This is a genomic window from Vallitalea guaymasensis (assembly GCF_018141425.1).
Classification (GTDB): Bacteria; Bacillota; Clostridia; order Lachnospirales; family Vallitaleaceae; genus Vallitalea; species Vallitalea guaymasensis.
The window spans coordinates 2,124,469-2,141,424 of sequence record NZ_CP058561.1 but is presented as its reverse complement, the minus strand read 5'-3'; the positions used below and the strand labels follow the sequence as shown (position 1 = coordinate 2,141,424).

Below are 16,956 nucleotides of genomic sequence, written 5' to 3'. Positions count from 1 at the left end.
GGAATGATAATGGACTCGATGTCCATTATTATTCGTTGAGCTCAGGACGAGTAAGTAGCTGGCGTAACATATACATATACTATTTTGCAAAAACCAAGTCAGAACAAAACACTTTTTCTGACCGACTTGCACTAATAATACTTGCTTTTATTTACATCAACACTTTTATTTGATAGAATAATAGACATAGATAATTAATTAAATCGTAATTATGAAGGGAATATGTGAGAGGAGAGTTAACATGTCAAAAATACTTGTCGTAGACGACGAAAAAGCAATTGTTGATATTCTGAAATTTAATCTTCAAAGAGAGGGTTACAGTGTTATAACTGCATGTGATGGTGAAGAGGGATTACAGATATTTGAAAAAGAGAAACCAGACCTGGTTTTACTTGATATCATGATGCCTAAGGTGGATGGACTTCAAGTATGTAAGATGATAAGAAATAAATACGATACACCAATAATAATGTTGACAGCCAGAGCAGAAGAAGTAGACAAAGTTCTAGGACTTGAACTTGGGGCTGATGATTTTGTTACCAAACCATTTAGTGTAAGAGAACTAATGGCAAGAGTAAAAGCTAATCTAAGAAGAACTGTATTAGATAGTAAAGATACAAAAGATGTACATATAATGGCTTTTGATAATATGAGTATCAATACTGATCGCTATGAAGTTAAGATAGATGATGAAGCGATAGCTTTGACAGTAAGAGAATATGAATTACTAAAATTCTTAGCAACCAGAAAAGATCAAATATTCACGAGAGAACAACTCCTAGAAAAAGTATGGGGATATGAATATTATGGTGACGTAAGAACTGTAGATGTAACCATAAGAAGACTAAGAGAAAAAATAGAAGACGTACCTAGTAAACCAAAATTCATTTTGACAAAAAGAGGAATTGGGTACTATTTTAAAGGTTAATCTAGGGATTTAGGTGAGATGAGAATGAAAAGCTTAAAATGGAGAATGGTTACTATATATGTACTTCTTGTACTTATCGTAATGATAGCTTGTGGAACCATGATTGTTACACAAATTAGTAGTAATGCATATAGAGAGATAGAGAATAGCCTTAAAAAATCTATTTCAACAAGTATGGAAGCTATAGGTGAGAGCAGTACCAAAGAGGAAGCCATCACCAAATGGGAAAATGCTATCAAAGAATATAGAGACAGCGAAAGAAAATTATTTTTGCTTGATACCGATGGAAAAGTAATATATGCAGATAAAATAGTCCGAGAGACATATCTGACGCCTATGGTCATGGCAGCTATTGATGATAAGACCATGAAAGAATTTGATAAAGTATATGAGAAGAACAAAGATGATGACAAAGAATATCTAGGTTATGCAAGACCAATAAAAGTTAACGATGAAGTAGTAGCTGTTATCTATATGTTAGCACCTTCATGGCAGGTTAAAGTAAATTTATATAGTACAATCAAAATAATTATTTTAGCCATTTTCTTTGCCATAATCTTGTCCATTGCATTTGGATTCATGTTTTCCAATTTCTTGACAAAACCTATTATTGCTTTGTCCAACAAAGCTAGGGATATGTCAGAAGGAGAGTTAGATAATCCTATGGAAGTTCTATCTGATGATGAAATAGGAGAGCTAACCAAGAATTTTAATATTATGGCAAAAGAACTTAATCATAATATAACTGAGATATCCAGTGAAAAGAATAAACTAGAAACAGTTTTTGCTCATATGACAGACGGTATCCTGGTGTTTGATACTGATGGGCTACTGATACATAGTAATCCTGCAACTAGAAAGCTTATAGGATTAACAAACAAGAATACATTCTTAGAAATATTTGGAGATTATCTGGATACAACCTATGATAGACTTCTAACGCACATAAAGGGGGGAATAAGGCAGCATATCATAAGAATAAAGGAAAAGTATGTCAATCTGTGTTTTGCGCCTTATTTGGACCAGAATGAGAATATTATGGGTAGTATATGTGTTATCCAAGATATAACAAAACATAAGAAGCTGGAAGAAATGCAAAAAGAATTCGTGGCAAATGTTTCCCATGAGTTAAGGACTCCTCTTACAACTATTAAAAGCTATGCCGAAACATTAATCAATGGGGCATTAGATGATAGAGAGATAACAGTGGACTTTCTTAATGTAATTAATCATGAAAGTGATAGAATGACAGCTCTGGTACAAGACTTGTTAGAACTTTCAAGACTTGATAATAAGCAGACAAAATTCAGGATGCAGTCTATTAACCTATCACATATAGTAGAAGGAAGTATCAATAAATTCCAGATTCATGCTAAGAAGAAACATCAAACAATGGTCTATAATTCAACTGAAAGTGATTATAAGATTATTGGTGATGCCAATAGGATAGAACAGGTTATTAAGAATATCATATCAAATGCAGTAAAATATAGTAATGAAGGAGATTCTATAACAATAAATGTATTTGAAGAAAGTGATTACGTAGTAGTAATGATAGAAGATACAGGAATGGGTATTCCAAATGAAGATTTGACTAGGATATTTGACAGGTTCTATCGTGTTGATAAAGCTCGTTCTAGAGCTATGGGAGGAACTGGACTTGGACTTGCTATAGCAAAAGAGATTATGGATTATCATGGTGGACATATTAATGTTACCAGTGAAATCGGGGTTGGAACTTGCTTTTATCTATACTTTCCTTATGAAGGTTAGATGATTTTTAGAATATTGTTATGTAATAGTTAACTCATTGTAATAAAATTGTAATATTTATCTAGTATAATTGTATTAGATAATAGTTGGAATATAGTTCCTTGTGAGTATTCCTCTTATATTATCTATTATTAATTAGAGAAATGACCAATTATCTTTAATAATATAGGTTAATTAGAGATATAATTAATATAAGAAGAAATATTTTTGATGAAAGAGGTAAGCATATGTGTATGAAAACAATTAGAATAATTATAATAAGTGCATTTTTAGTTTTATGTATGCCCATAATTGCATGTGCAGCCCCAGATTTTAATGGAGAGAATACTCAAGAAACTGAAAAGTTAAGTTTCTTTGAAGAATTTCAATTAGATGAAGCTGAATTTATTTACAATGAAACTGAAGATAATATGGATAGTCATCCAATGACTGATTTATATATAGACCTTAATAAAGAAATTACCAATACTGACAAAGAAGATTCAGATGTAGTTAAGAAAGAGATAAATTCCTTTTCATATCTTAAGTTAAATAAGGGCTTTGATGTTAAGGACAGCCATGGAAATGCTTTAAAGTTAGATAGTAATTTCATTAATGTAGCACCAACATTTTCATCTACCAAAAAGATTTCTGGTAATGGTGAAGAAGGTGTAACTGTTGGTATCATGGTTTATGATAGTTGGACAGAAGAAGGAAAACTCAATATAACATATCAATCTGAATATCAGACAATAGGTCTTTCTAAGATATTTGATGAAACAATTGAACTTAATACTATAGGAATTAATTATATCTGTATTGCAGTTATGAAAGATGAGGATACAGAATATAGAGTTTATGTTCTTAATAGAAAAGAAGAAGAAACAAGAGAAAAACTTGAAAACATAGAAATTGAGTTTAAGGTTAATGATGATACGGAACAAGATTCTGATGAAAAAGTGGAAGAAGAATCTGTTGAAGATAGCGCATTTGATTTATTCAAGAATTTCAGTAGTGATTTAACTAATTAATAGGATTAAAGGATTATAGAAAAAAGTAATGGTGTGATTTCCATGAAAAATAATATGTTTAAAACAGTGATCTTAATAGCATTAATAGTGCTTAGTTTATATCAGACAACAAGGTTATGGTTTGATGATTTGTCGGACCTTAACCTTTTTTATGATATAATAAATTATAATACTCCTACAGAAGAAAGTAAAAAAGATAATGGATATTACTTTATTAAGCCTGATATAATGGCTTTATATTCACCTGAAGAAGAATATTCCCTTATTAAAAAAACCAATAAAAAATTCCAAGAACTGTTTAGTAATTCAATAAACTTCTTAAAAGTAATAGTAGCTTATGGAGAAATCGTAGAAGATGATATTCCTACGGATATCTTATGGAATAAAAGTAATCTGCTGTTAAAGTATCCATTCCTCATAAAATCTAATTTGTTGGTTAAAGACCTTAATATAAAGAATCTGGATTTTGAAAGTAATATTAATAATTTTAATGAGATTATTATTGTACCAACAGATGATTTGAATGAATATGTTTTCGTATATTTTATTAACGATAAATATTATAATGATATTCAGGCACTTAGAATAAAAAGAAAAGATATTGAAGTTGCTAATAATAGTCTTTCTCAATCAATGAAAGATATTGAAAAGAATCAAGTACTTCCTAGTTTTATGTCAACCAGAAATATGGGGCTAGATTTATTTACTAATAATGTATTACTGCCAGAAAAGGGTTCTCTATATACAGATGTAGTATATTTTAAAAAACCTTTCTATATTGAAGATAAGTTGGATAGTAATCTATTAGAAGACTATGTTAATGGCTTTTTCATGAACAATATTAAATGGAAATTAGCTAATGATGAAGATCCTGAGAAATTTACATATACAGATGAAAGTGTTTTTGTGTATTACGATACAAAAGGTGTAGTTGAATATATCAATAATGATATTCAAAACAGAAAAGATCTAACTATAATAGATTCCTACTACATAGCTGAAAAGTTTATAAATAAAAAAGACAAGATCATAAATAAACAAGAATATTCATTAACCAGTTATATCGTTTCAGGTAACGAAACTAAGTTTTATTTTTCCTATAAATATAATGATATTAATGTAAATGTTCCAAAAGATTATCTGGAAACACTTAATATGAATTATCCTATGGAGATAACTGTATTGGATGGACAAGTTATTAATTATAAGAGAATAATACTAGACTTGGATCTAGATGATTTTATAAAACCACCTGAAAAGTTCAGTGTAGATTATATTAGTGTTATAAATGGTATGTTGGAGAAGTACCCCCAAGAGCAAGGAAAGAAAATAAACAATATGTTTCTTGGTTATAAAATTAATTATTTGGAAGAAAACATGAAACTTAATTGGACAGTAATTACTGATAATATTATTTTTAACAATAGTGCAAGAACTGTTGACCAAGAGTAGTTATAAAAATCTTATACTATTTAGTAAGAAGTAGGTGTTGATATGAATTTTGGCAGGATACTTAATATTTTTATAATATTATTTCTGGTTGCTAACGTTGTGCTCTATGGAATGTATGAATATAAGAGTAAGAAAGATTATTCTATAACTGCTGAGAAAGAGGCACAACTTAGAGAAACATTAGGTGAGAATGATATTTACATATATTGTTTATTACCTGATTTTCGACCAAGGAAAAGAATAGAAGTAAAATTTCGGAATATAGATGAAGATAAAATAAGAAAACAATTATTTGGTAATGTAACTGTTACATATAAAAATCTAGATCATCGATATACCAAAGAAAATGAAGACCTCATTATATATCAAGGAACCAAGAAAGGTACTGTCTTTTATACTAACAGTTATGATAATCATTTAGCCGAGAATTTTGACAATTCTACAATAGAAAAGTATAGTAAGGATTTGATGAAAAAACTAACTATTGAAGGCAATATGAACTTGACCAGCTATCAGCCTGATGACAATTACAGTTATTACCAAATAGAGTATAATGACAGCTATAGAGATGAAACTATTTTCAGTAATACTGCAGGAATCATTTTTTATGAGAGCGGTAAAGTAATGGCAAGGGTAAAGAATCGTTATGAACCTATTAGATTTGTTGGTGATAGTGAAAGAATCTATCCCATAGATGAAGTTTTATATAAATTTATGCATAATATCAGGCAAAAGGATAATAATGAACTTATAAAAATAATGGGAATAGATATTGGTTATTATGTTGAAGAAGAAGATATTGCTGATGCAAACACTATCATGAAAGCAGAACCATGGTATAGAATAAGGCTTGGTAATAATGAAGTCCATTATATTAATGCGTATACCAATAAAGATACATTCTACACGAAGGGTATATTTGACCTAGAAGACGAAGAAAACTAGAGGTATCAAATTACTACTTTTACAAAATTAGTAAAGTGTGCTATAATTTATTTTGGTAAAAATAAAAATACGCAGATTAGACTAGATGGAATGAATTGTTGGTTCTATAACAATTATTTAATTCAACTTATATAGTAAGATAAATAATATTTTACCGCCCATTAGTGGGAAAGTTTACTTAAGAGAGGTGTAAAAGTGGAACAACTAGTGATAAAGGGCAATACGAGGTTAACTGGGGAAGTTTTTATTAGTGGTGCAAAGAATGCGGCTCTTGCAATATTACCAGCTGCGATTCTAGCAAATGATGTTTGTATAATTGAAAATGTACCATGTGTTAAAGACATTAAAGTTCTATTGCAGTCCATGGAACAACTAGGTGTACTAGTAGAATATATAGATGAGCATAAAATAAAAGTAGATACTAGAAATATTCACAATCTAAAAGTTGATTATGATTATATTAAGAAGATAAGAGCATCTTATTATTTATTAGGAGCTCTACTAGGTAAATATAGAGAAGCAGAAGTAGCACTACCAGGTGGATGTAATATTGGTAGTAGACCAATTGATCAGCATATCAAAGGTTTTGAAGCATTAGGAGCAAAAGTTGAGGTTAAGCATGGTATAATCGAAGCTTCAGCAGATGATTTAATAGGTACTAACATTTTCTTGGATATGAGTAGTGTTGGTGCTACAATAAATATAATGCTTGCAGCTGTTCTTGCAGAAGGAACAACTGTAATTGAGAATGCAGCAAAAGAGCCACACATTGTAGATGTAGCTAACTTTTTAAACAGTATGGGTGCTAAGATAAAAGGTGCTGGTACAGATGTGATTAAGATAGCTGGAGTAGATGAACTACATGGAACAGAATATATGATTATTCCAGATCAAATAGAAGCTGGAACATATATGATTGCGGGGGCTATAACTGGTGGAGATGTAACTGTAACTAATATAATACCTAAGCATATGGAAGCTATTTCAGCCAAGCTTATTGAAATGGGTGCAGTTATTGAAGAATATGATGAAGCTATACGTGTTACAGCTAATGAGCCATTAAAAAATATACATGTAAAAACACTGCCTTATCCAGGTTTTCCAACTGATATGCAGCCTCAAATGACTGCACTATTATCAAAGACATCTGGTACAAGTATTATGACAGAAAGTATATTTGAAAGTAGATTCTCCTACACTGACGAATTGAACAGAATGGGAGCTAATATAAAAGTAGAAGGAAATACTGCCGTTGTTGAAGGGGTCAAGCAATTGACTGGAGCAGAAGTTGCAGCACCTGATCTTCGTGCAGGAGCAGGACTTATCTTAGCCGCATTAGCAGCTAAAGGTGAAACAGTAATAACCAATGTTGAATATATTGATAGAGGTTATGAACATGTGGAACAGAAGTTAACCAACCTTGGTGCAGATATTTTTAGAGTAGCTGAGAAAACTGACAAATCAATGTTCAAGGTGGTATAGCAACTACTAAAATAATAATAAAAAAATGGACTTTTAATAAGTCCTTTTTTAAATTGTTTAAATAAATAATAATAAAACTTTATGAATGGATGATAGGATGAAAATAACTATAATTACTGTTGGAAAACTAAAAGAAAAATATCTTAAAATGGCAGTTGATGAATACAGTAAAAGATTAAGCAAATACTGTAAGTTAGAGATTATAGAAGTCATGGACGAAAAGACCCCAGATAAAATGTCTATTACCCAGGAAATATTAATAAAACAAAAAGAAGGACAAAAAATATTAAAGAATGTAAAAGATAGCTCTTATGTAATAGCTTTAGAGATTGAGGGGAAAATGTTAACCTCTGAGAAGATGGCAAAGAAAATAGGTAATCTAGGCTTAGAAGGAAAGAGTCATATTACATTTATTATCGGTGGTTCCATAGGTCTCTGGGAAAAGGTCTTAGATAGAGCTGATTATAGATTAAGTTTCTCTACAATGACTTTTCCACATCAATTGATGAGAGTTATATTGCTTGAGCAGATATATAGAAGTTTTAGAATCAATACTGGTGAACCATATCATAAATAACTTAAATTTTTTTGAAGTAACCCCCTTAACTAATGAATAGTTAAAGGGGCTTTTAAAAGTCTAGGTAGATTATCAGTCAATTCTTACTTTTGGTGTGAGTAATGAAAATATCAGCATAATAAGGCTTAACACAATAAGTGGTATATTACCTACTGCTCCTGGCGCTGTCCCAACTGTGGTAATGGGTTTAAACGCGGGAATATAAGTGGCGCGTACGAGATATTCAACAAACATAAGCAGATACATTAGTGGTATCAACGAACGATATCTTAAAGATGTAATTAGATATAGTATGCCAATAATTAATTGTGAAAGACCCCACAAGCTAAAAATACCTATTACAGTAGCTGCACCAGCTTTAGTAAAGGTGTCCAGAGGAATCGTAGCAATAGACTGTGCACCTCCATCTGCTGCAAACAAATGATGCTGACTTCGCCATAATGTCAAGGCTGTTAAGGCGTAAAAGAAATATTTCGCAAACTTGTAGCCAGTATAGTTATTATTGATGTTTCTTGGTAAAAGTTTATTCATTAATTTTTTCAAAATTGACATCCTTTCTTCAATAAAAAGTTATAAAATAATCTGAATCACGAAAGTTGAGTTTAGTAATGTAGATAAAATAATTTATTAAATGTTGCGTTGTAACTTTTGTGGTTATATTATATAATGTTGTAGAGCGATTTTCAATAGAAAGACATTATCTTATACACATGAAGGTGATATGTAACATGAAAAGAGAAAAACAGATTAAAGAATCAAAAGACATGATAAAAAATGCATTGTTTAGGTTATTGGAAGTTAAAGACCTAAAAGAAATTACTATGTCTGAAATTGCTGAAGAGGCTGGTTTGGTACGTATGACATTGTATCGGCATTTCAAGGAAAAGGAACAAATTATACTATATTGTTTTGAAACTTATTTGCAACAGGCTCTTATAGAGATTGGTAATCAAAAAGATCCAAGTGTTAATGATCTTCTAAGATTTCGCTTCAAGGTACTAAAAGAATCCCCATATACAAATCTGTTAATGAAATGCAATCAATTAGATAAGCTTTCTCAAAGAATCGGTAAGAAATTTTCAGATAATTTTAGAGATATAATGCCAAGTATAGATGATATATATGTAAAAGATTTTATTGGAGGAGGTATTGATGCCATAACAATACGATGGGTTGAAGGTGGCATGGAAGAGTCCTATGTAGTTATGGCAGACAAAGTAACTATGATACTACAATTATTATCTGATTAATATAATGGAGATAATAATGGTTAAAAACTATCTAGAATTAAGTAAAACAGAAAAAGTAATACATTAGCATATGCTATGTATAAGAGAAGAGGTTTTAAACAAAATAAATTGATTAGTGATTGGTTTGAATTAAAATAATAAGTACACGGAAGAAAGGATATTCTATATGAATAAATACGTAATACTTGCAAATCCAGGGCATAATCGTATTTATTTCGATTCAGCACTTAAAATTGCTGTTTCAGAGATTAAAGCGATTGCTGGAGCATATAATATGAAGATCAATAATATTGAAGAAGCAGACCTAGGGCTTCCAGCTTCAATAAGTTTTGCTACAGATAGAGAATTGACTGAGGAAGATTTTAGAGTTTTAGGATTTTCTTCTATTTATTACACTTTATTTGAACAAGTGGATGGTGGACTTTTAAGACCTATAAATGTTCCTGATTTCCATACTTTCCCTGAGAGTATGGTTCAGATTTTAAAATATAATGGAAAAACAAACGAACAATTTACAAGACTTATGGTTAATCTAGCTATTAGTTCATGTAATACAAACAGTAAAAGGATTACTTTGTTTGATCCTATGTGTGGTAAAGGGACCACTTTATATGAAGGACTCATCAGAGGTTATGATGTTAAAGGAATAGAGATAAATGGACAGTGGACGAAGGAAATTGAAACATATCTTGTCAGGTTCTTGAAAGAAGGAAGATATAAGCATAAGGTTATTAAGTCGAAGCAGTCAGATTCAAAAGGTAAAAAAATTGCAGATGTATTTACTCTTACATCAGCCGCTAATAAAGCAGATTATACTAATGGAAACACTCAAATGCTCCAATTATTTAATTCTGACACAACATTAGCTAATCTTCTTATAAAGAAAAAATCCTGTGATATTATCGTATCTGATTTACCTTATGGAGTTCAGCATGGAAGTAAAAACAATAAAGGTTCTAATATGTCAAGAAGCCCGCTAGAGCTTATTAAGACAGCTATACCTGCTTGGAATCATGCCTTGAAGACAAAAGGAAGTATGGTTTTATCTTATAATGAGTTTACAATGAAATATAGAGATATTTCAGAAGTATTACAGGAGAATGGATTTAAAGTGCTGGATGAATCACCTTATGATGATTACTTACATAGAGTTAATCAATCAATTAACAGAAACTTGATAGTTGCTGTCAAGGTATAATAAAATATATGAAGTTAGGATGAATCAGGTGAAAGAAACTACTATAAGACTAAAAAAGAATTTTATAAATAAGATAACTAAAGGATATCCACTAATTGAGAAAAATGCTGTAATTGATACTAATAAGCTCACTCATGAAGGAATGGTAATTAAACTTGTTGACAACAACAATAAGTTCATTGCAAAAGGATATTATGGTAAGCAGAATAAAGGCAATGGCTGGATATTAACGTATGATGAGCAAACCAAGATAGACTATGATTTCTTTAGAGATAGATTAAATAAGGCAATTAATCTAAGGAAGGAATTTTATAATAATCAGGATACAACAGCTTTTCGTATTTTCAATGGTGAAGGAGATAATATTGGTGGATTGACCATAGATTACTTTGATGGTTATTATTTAATCAATTGGTATAGTGAAGGAATCTACATGTTTAGAGAATACATCATCAAGGCGTTATCTGAGCTAACTGATTATAAAGGTATATATCAGAAAAAGAGATTTAATGATGGTGGTAAATATATAGATGATGATGATTTTGTGATTGGTGAAAGAGGTAATTTTCCTATTATTGTTAAAGAAAATGGAGTGAAATTTGCTGTATATCTTAATGAAGGGGCAATGGTAGGGTTCTTTATTGATCAGAGAGATGTTAGGAATATCATAAAAGAAAAATATGCAAAGAATAAAAATGTACTTAATACTTTTTCTTATACAGGTGCTTTTTCTGTTTTTGCTGCAAAAGGCGGAGCCAAGAAAACTACCAGTGTAGATTTAGCTAATAGAAGCAGAAAAAAAACTGTTGAGCAATTTGAGATTAATAACATAAATGCTGATGAGCAGGATATAATAGTAGAAGATGTTTTTAAATATTTTAAATATGCAGTTAAAAAACAGTTACTGTTCGATTTAGTTATTCTGGACCCACCTAGTTTTGCCAAATCTAAAAAGCATACCTTCAGTGCTTCAAAAGATTATACAAATTTATTAAAAGAAGCTATCTTAATAACTGAAAAAAGTGGTATAATAATAGCATCTACTAATTGTAGTTCTTTCGATATGAAAAGATTTAAAGAATTTGTAGATAAAGCATTCCATGAAACAAATACGCAATACAATATTGTAGAAGAATTTTATTTACCAACTGATTTTAAGATTAATACTAAATATAAAGAGAGTAACTATCTAAAAGTATTATTTATAAAAAAATCATAATATAATCTATAGAAACTAGGTAGCAGAATTATGATAATGGTAAGGGAGGATATAGTTTGAATACAAAAAATAAGAAGACAATAAATAATTATCTTAGTATCTATAATGAAATAAAATCTGAATTAGACAAAGATATATCTAATGAAACAATAAAAATAGTAGCTTTATTATATTCTATATCCAATAGACCTTTTCAATTAGAATTATTTGATGAAATGAGCGAGATGATTAAGAGCAAAGTTGGCTTTTCACCTCTTAGCGGTGAGTTAAGGTTCATAATTGCTACAATATTAATAATTAAATATGATTATCCATTTACTAAGATAAGCTTTTTATTAGATAATATCCAGCTGGTTAATGAATTTGATTTGTATTCCAAATATAGTTTGTTCATTGCATTCATTTTATTGGACGAGGATGATGTCAAGAAGCGTTTGGAGGCTTCAAGAGATATATTTTATGATATGCAGGACCATCATTCCTTCATTACTGGAGAAGAAGATTACACTTTCTCTGTACTTTTATCTGAAGCAGGAAAAGATACAGCAAAATTGATGGAAGAGATAGATTATTATTATAAGAATTTAGCTAAAGACTGTTTTAGAAGAGGTAACAATCTGCAATTACTATCTCATGTTCTTGCATTGGTTGTAACAGAAGACAAAAGGGATATAGTTATTGATAACTGTATTACTATCTATAAATCAATGAAACAAAAAGGAATGAAAATAAAAGGAGTCATTTTTGCACTTATAGGTTTGATGAGTGCTGTAGTCCTAGAAGATATTGAATTAGAGGTTATAGAAATAAACGAAGTATACCACCTATTGAATAGCACTAAGTACTTTAAGAAGAATAAAAATTTTAATTTGGTAGTATCAATTTTCACAGTCCTTGACCTGAAAGACAATAATAATCATACTCTATATTATATTGGTGATGACAAATTTCAGACCAATCTTCAGTATTCTTTATTGGTGGCTATTTTATCAAAAATTATTTCTACAGATTAATAGACTAGATTCAATAGTTTTTTTACCCTATAAATATCAATTATACAGTATTAATTATCTACCGAAAAATAATAAAATTTCCTTGATTTTTTCCTTCATATAATGTACAATTTTTGTGAAATAATAATTAAAATAACATATTTGATTTCATTTAAATTGCATATTACACACTATTGACCATGTAACGGATTTGATTTTGCAAAATTATAATGTATTTAACAAGTGGCTGAGTATAAATTTTTTGAAAGTTTGTATTGTAGCTGCTTATTTATGGACAAATTTATACTTGTGTTTATAATTTTCTTTAGTTGAAATATATTTTGATATAGTATATATTAGTATAAGTAAAAAATGACATAATTTATTTGATAATTAGAAAAATATAAATGAGATCCTAATTAAATGATTGATATATATTTCTTAAAAAGAAGGAGTAATTATGGAAAGAACTGTTTTAGTTATTGAAGACGAAATTATTATGAGAGATTTGATATCTGTTGCTTTCAGAGATAATGGATTTCAAGTATTACAAGCTGCTGATGGACAGGAGGCGCTAGAGATATTTGAAGAAAATTCTGTTGATCTGGTATTGCTTGATATTGTAATGCCCAAATTAGATGGTTGGTCGGTGTGTAGACGAATAAGGTCAAAATCTGATGTTGTAATTATAATGCTAACATCAAGAGACGATGATGAAGACCAATTATTAGGTTTTGAATTAGGGGTAGATGAGTATGTCATAAAACCCATCAATATTCAAGTTTTATTGGCTAGAAGTAAAAGATTATTGGATAGAGTTGCCAATAATGATGATAGATTAAAGAATATTATTGATAAATCAGGTATTACAATTGATAAAGCTGCATATTCTGTATTGTTGGATAATGAAAAGATAGAATTTGCCCCGAAGGAATATGAACTATTGGTATTTCTTATAGAAAATGAAGGAAGAGTACTTACGAGAGAAAAGATACTTGATACTATTTGGGGTTATGATTATTTTGGAGATTATAGAGTTGTAGATACTCATATCAAAAAAATCCGGAAAAAATTGAAATCAAAAGCGAAATACATACATACAGTTGTAAGGGTCGGATATAAATTCGATACTAATTAAGCCTAATTATATATAATACATAAAAATTCTTGTATAACAACTAAATATGTGAGATACTTTAATTAGTATGACTAAATAGGTTTAATTTGTAAAAAATATAATTAGTACTAACTTATTGGTTGTTATTATAATATGAAAGGATTGTATTAGATTAGATGAAGATTAAATTGGACCACGGTTATATGAAAAAGATCAAATACATAACGTTAGGTTTTGTAATCATTTATATCATTTATTTGGTCATGACTAATATTGGTGATGTGATAAATGGTGTTTCTGATGCATTTTCGTTTATTGTTAAGATACTTTCACCGTTTTTATGGGGATTGGTTATTGCTTATCTGCTGAATCCTATTGTAAGATATTTTGAAAAAATCATAAGTAAAATAAAAATAAACAAAAAATGGGAAAGAACTCATAGAAAACAAAAGAAAGCTATTGTAAGAGGTATAAGTCTTGTACTTACTCTTGTTTCTATAATCACTATACTAACGTTACTTGTTAATAGTGTTTTTGTTATGATAAATGGTAGTTTTAGAGATTTTAAGATTACTGAATTGATTAAAGAGATAACAGATACTTTTGAAAACTATTCCAAAGAATTAGGAGGAATAGAAGAATCCCTTAATAAAATGGGTATAGCTGCTAATATTACACAATTCTTAAAGGAATTATCTATAAGCATTATTAACCAAATAAAGGAAATTGCAACTTCTATTACAGCTAGAGTAACTACTATAGGTAGATATATAATTGACATTTCTTTTGGATTCGTATTTGCATTCAATTTTATAATGAACAAAGAATACTTCCATAATTTACTTGAAAATGCCCTTAGATTAACATTAAATGACAAGAGGAAAAACAGCCTAAAAGAAATCTTACATGAAATTAATATTGTATTCCTTAGTTTTATTCGTGGAAAAATCATTGACCTGACTTTATTAAGTTTTGTTACAGTTATTTCACTTATAATAATACAATTTGATTATGCATTTATTGTAGGTACATTCGCAGGATACACTAATATCATACCTTATCTGGGAACTTGGATCGGTATTATACCAGCAGTAATCATTGCATTGGTAAAAGACGGATGGCAGGAAGCTCTTTTTGTGGGAGCATATATCGTAATTATACAACAGGTATATTATGTCTTTGTAAGTCCTAAAATCCAAGGTAAGAGTATTGGTATGCACCCAGTTTTCATATTACTTGCAATGTTCGTATTTGGTAAGTTCTTTGGTTTGTTAGGTGTAATTTTATCTATACCTATGGGTGGAATTGTTAAGATATTCATTAACAGATGGACAAAAAGACGTCAAGACAAGAAAAATATAGTACTGATAGACCTAAAAAAATGACATTTGCATTTATTATAAAATAAAGGTAAAATGTATAAGTTGGGTAAAATAACATTCAACTTATGAAAACTAGGTAGTTATCATTTGCGATTATGTGTCGCTTCATTATTAGACGGAGGTCTTAAGATGTATAATAATTATGTTTTTAATTTATATGGTACTTTGATAGATATTGAAACCAATGAAGAGAAAGATGAGATTTGGGAAAAGTTTGCTATTTATTACGGTTATAATGGTGCTCATTATGAAAAGGAAGAACTTAAGGAAAAGTACCACAGTATAGTTAATAAACTCATTAAGATGAATAGTAAATATGAATGTCCAGATTATGAGATTGAAGATGTATTCTTCAAATTGTACAAGGATAAGGGAATAAAACCAAAGAAAAAAGCAAAACAAGCAGCTAAGACATTTAGATTATTATCAACAGAGTCAATTAGATTATACGATGGTGTTAAAGAGACTCTAGAAAGACTTGCTGCTGAAGATAAAAAAATATATTTATTGTCAAATGCACAGAAAGCATTTGCTAATTCAGAAATCAAATATCTAGGTATAAAAAAATACTTTGATGGTATATGTATATCGTCTGATGTAGGTATACGTAAACCTGATACCAAGTTCTACGAATACTTTTTAGAAAAAGAGCAACTAGAACCAAAAGATACTCTATTTATCGGTAATGATTATATTGACTTGAAAGGTGCCAATGACATGGGTATTGATTCCTTATATATACATTCTAATTTATCTAGTGAACAACCAGAAGATGTGACATCTAAATATAAGATTTTAGATGGTGATATACGTAAAATCTTTGATGTGATATAATAATAATATTACAGGGTAGGTGAGGATAATGAAGAAGCTTGTAAAATCTAGAAGAAATAGAAAAATTAATGGTGTCTGTGGAGGCATAGCGGAATATTTAGATGTGGATCCAACAATTATTAGATTATTATTTACTATTGGAATAATATTTGGTGGAGCTGGATTATGGGCTTACATTATTTGTGTATTCGTTATTCCAGACGAGTGATACCATATAAGCAAAGGGGACTGTAACACAATAAATTTATTGTGAACAGCCCCTTTTACTTTTTACAGGTGGGTTTTTATTCCAAAAGAAGTATCGTATTCTTTAATAGCGAAAGATAATTCTTCAAAATGTTCTTTTTCTTCATTTATGACTTCGTTGTATACTTCATATACATCTCTATATTTATTACTGGTTAGTACATATTCATATAAAATAACTGCTTCTAATTCTCCCTTAATATCGCTTCTTATAGAATTAGGTATGTTAATTCTTGTATCTGATTTCAATGAAAAACAGTTGCTGTAATCAATATTTACATGCCCTTTTGTCTCCTCAAACAGTTTTTGCTGCATAGGATCATATTTTCTAAGTAATTCAGAAAACATAGAAAAGTGACGTATCTCTTCATCCCTAATATGCATCCATAGTTTAACTAAGGATGGACAGGTACTATTATGTATATGATAATTATATTGGTTAATAGCAACAATCTCTGAAATCAATGACTCTCTTATACAATTGGTTAATTTATTGGCTATACCTTGAGGTTGACCTTCTGTTGTATAACTCATATAGTCACCTACTAATA

17 protein-coding genes are annotated in these 16,956 nt (G+C 29.7%); 15 read left to right on the top strand and 2 right to left on the bottom strand.

Going from position 1 to position 16,956, the window contains the following annotated elements; all coding sequences use genetic code 11:
- Positions 1-241: 241 nt before the first annotated feature.
- From yycF to rlmH, 7 genes are all read left to right on the top strand, one after another.
- Entirely contained in the window at positions 242-928 is a 687-nt protein-coding gene (gene yycF / locus HYG85_RS09590) for a response regulator YycF (RefSeq protein ID WP_212693273.1), read from the top strand.
- A gap of 24 nt (positions 929-952) precedes the next feature.
- The gene (locus HYG85_RS09585) at positions 953-2,701 is read left to right on the top strand and encodes an ATP-binding protein (RefSeq protein ID WP_212693272.1); all 1,749 of its coding nucleotides are present in this window, start codon (positions 953-955) and stop codon (positions 2,699-2,701) included.
- A 227-nt stretch (positions 2,702-2,928) separates the two neighbouring features.
- The gene (locus tag HYG85_RS09580) at positions 2,929-3,711 is read left to right on the top strand and encodes a hypothetical protein (protein WP_212693271.1); all 783 of its coding nucleotides are present in this window, start codon (positions 2,929-2,931) and stop codon (positions 3,709-3,711) included.
- Between the two features lie 42 nt (positions 3,712-3,753).
- Positions 3,754-5,163: a hypothetical protein gene (locus tag HYG85_RS09575; RefSeq protein ID WP_212693270.1), complete on the top strand. Its 1,410-nt coding sequence runs from the start codon at positions 3,754-3,756 to the stop codon at positions 5,161-5,163.
- A gap of 42 nt (positions 5,164-5,205) precedes the next feature.
- The gene (locus tag HYG85_RS09570; protein ID WP_113672746.1) at positions 5,206-6,108 is read left to right on the top strand and encodes a hypothetical protein; all 903 of its coding nucleotides are present in this window, start codon (positions 5,206-5,208) and stop codon (positions 6,106-6,108) included.
- Between the two features lie 195 nt (positions 6,109-6,303).
- Positions 6,304-7,590 (top strand): UDP-N-acetylglucosamine 1-carboxyvinyltransferase, encoded by a 1,287-nt coding sequence (locus HYG85_RS09565; protein ID WP_212693269.1) that lies wholly within the window; start codon positions 6,304-6,306, stop codon positions 7,588-7,590.
- A 97-nt stretch (positions 7,591-7,687) separates the two neighbouring features.
- Positions 7,688-8,167, top strand: a complete 480-nt coding sequence (gene rlmH / locus HYG85_RS09560; protein WP_212693268.1) for a 23S rRNA (pseudouridine(1915)-N(3))-methyltransferase RlmH — start codon at positions 7,688-7,690, stop codon at positions 8,165-8,167.
- 72 nt (positions 8,168-8,239) lie between these two features.
- Here the strand turns inward: rlmH and HYG85_RS09555 are convergent, their stop codons facing one another.
- Positions 8,240-8,710, bottom strand: a complete 471-nt coding sequence (locus HYG85_RS09555) for a hypothetical protein (protein ID WP_212693267.1) — start codon at positions 8,708-8,710, stop codon at positions 8,240-8,242.
- Positions 8,711-8,895: 185 nt separating this feature from the next.
- Between HYG85_RS09555 and HYG85_RS09550 the strand changes: the two genes are divergently transcribed.
- From HYG85_RS09550 to HYG85_RS09515, 8 genes are all read left to right on the top strand, one after another.
- Positions 8,896-9,417: a TetR/AcrR family transcriptional regulator gene (locus tag HYG85_RS09550; protein ID WP_212693266.1), complete on the top strand. Its 522-nt coding sequence runs from the start codon at positions 8,896-8,898 to the stop codon at positions 9,415-9,417.
- 166 nt (positions 9,418-9,583) lie between these two features.
- Positions 9,584-10,615 carry a TRM11 family SAM-dependent methyltransferase gene (locus HYG85_RS09545; RefSeq protein WP_212693265.1) on the top strand — a complete coding sequence of 344 codons (1,032 nt, stop codon included), beginning with the start codon at positions 9,584-9,586 and terminating at the stop codon, positions 10,613-10,615.
- A gap of 28 nt (positions 10,616-10,643) precedes the next feature.
- The gene (locus HYG85_RS09540) at positions 10,644-11,834 is read left to right on the top strand and encodes a class I SAM-dependent rRNA methyltransferase (RefSeq protein ID WP_212693264.1); all 1,191 of its coding nucleotides are present in this window, start codon (positions 10,644-10,646) and stop codon (positions 11,832-11,834) included.
- Positions 11,835-11,890: 56 nt separating this feature from the next.
- Positions 11,891-12,847 carry a DUF4003 family protein gene (locus tag HYG85_RS09535; RefSeq protein ID WP_212693263.1) on the top strand — a complete coding sequence of 319 codons (957 nt, stop codon included), beginning with the start codon at positions 11,891-11,893 and terminating at the stop codon, positions 12,845-12,847.
- A 439-nt stretch (positions 12,848-13,286) separates the two neighbouring features.
- Positions 13,287-13,964 carry a response regulator transcription factor gene (locus HYG85_RS09530; protein WP_113672739.1) on the top strand — a complete coding sequence of 226 codons (678 nt, stop codon included), beginning with the start codon at positions 13,287-13,289 and terminating at the stop codon, positions 13,962-13,964.
- Positions 13,965-14,119: 155 nt separating this feature from the next.
- Positions 14,120-15,328 carry an AI-2E family transporter gene (locus tag HYG85_RS09525; RefSeq protein ID WP_113672738.1) on the top strand — a complete coding sequence of 403 codons (1,209 nt, stop codon included), beginning with the start codon at positions 14,120-14,122 and terminating at the stop codon, positions 15,326-15,328.
- Positions 15,329-15,454: 126 nt separating this feature from the next.
- Complete coding sequence (locus HYG85_RS09520) at positions 15,455-16,159, top strand: HAD family hydrolase (protein WP_113672737.1); 705 nt, start codon at positions 15,455-15,457, stop codon at positions 16,157-16,159.
- A gap of 28 nt (positions 16,160-16,187) precedes the next feature.
- Positions 16,188-16,367, top strand: coding sequence for a PspC domain-containing protein (locus tag HYG85_RS09515; protein ID WP_202975181.1), 180 nt, complete (start codon positions 16,188-16,190; stop codon positions 16,365-16,367).
- A gap of 62 nt (positions 16,368-16,429) precedes the next feature.
- On the opposite strand, the gene HYG85_RS09510 is transcribed toward HYG85_RS09515, so the two are convergent.
- The gene (locus tag HYG85_RS09510; RefSeq protein WP_113672736.1) at positions 16,430-16,939 is read right to left on the bottom strand and encodes a ferritin family protein; all 510 of its coding nucleotides are present in this window, start codon (positions 16,937-16,939) and stop codon (positions 16,430-16,432) included.
- Positions 16,940-16,956: the final 17 nt, after the last annotated feature.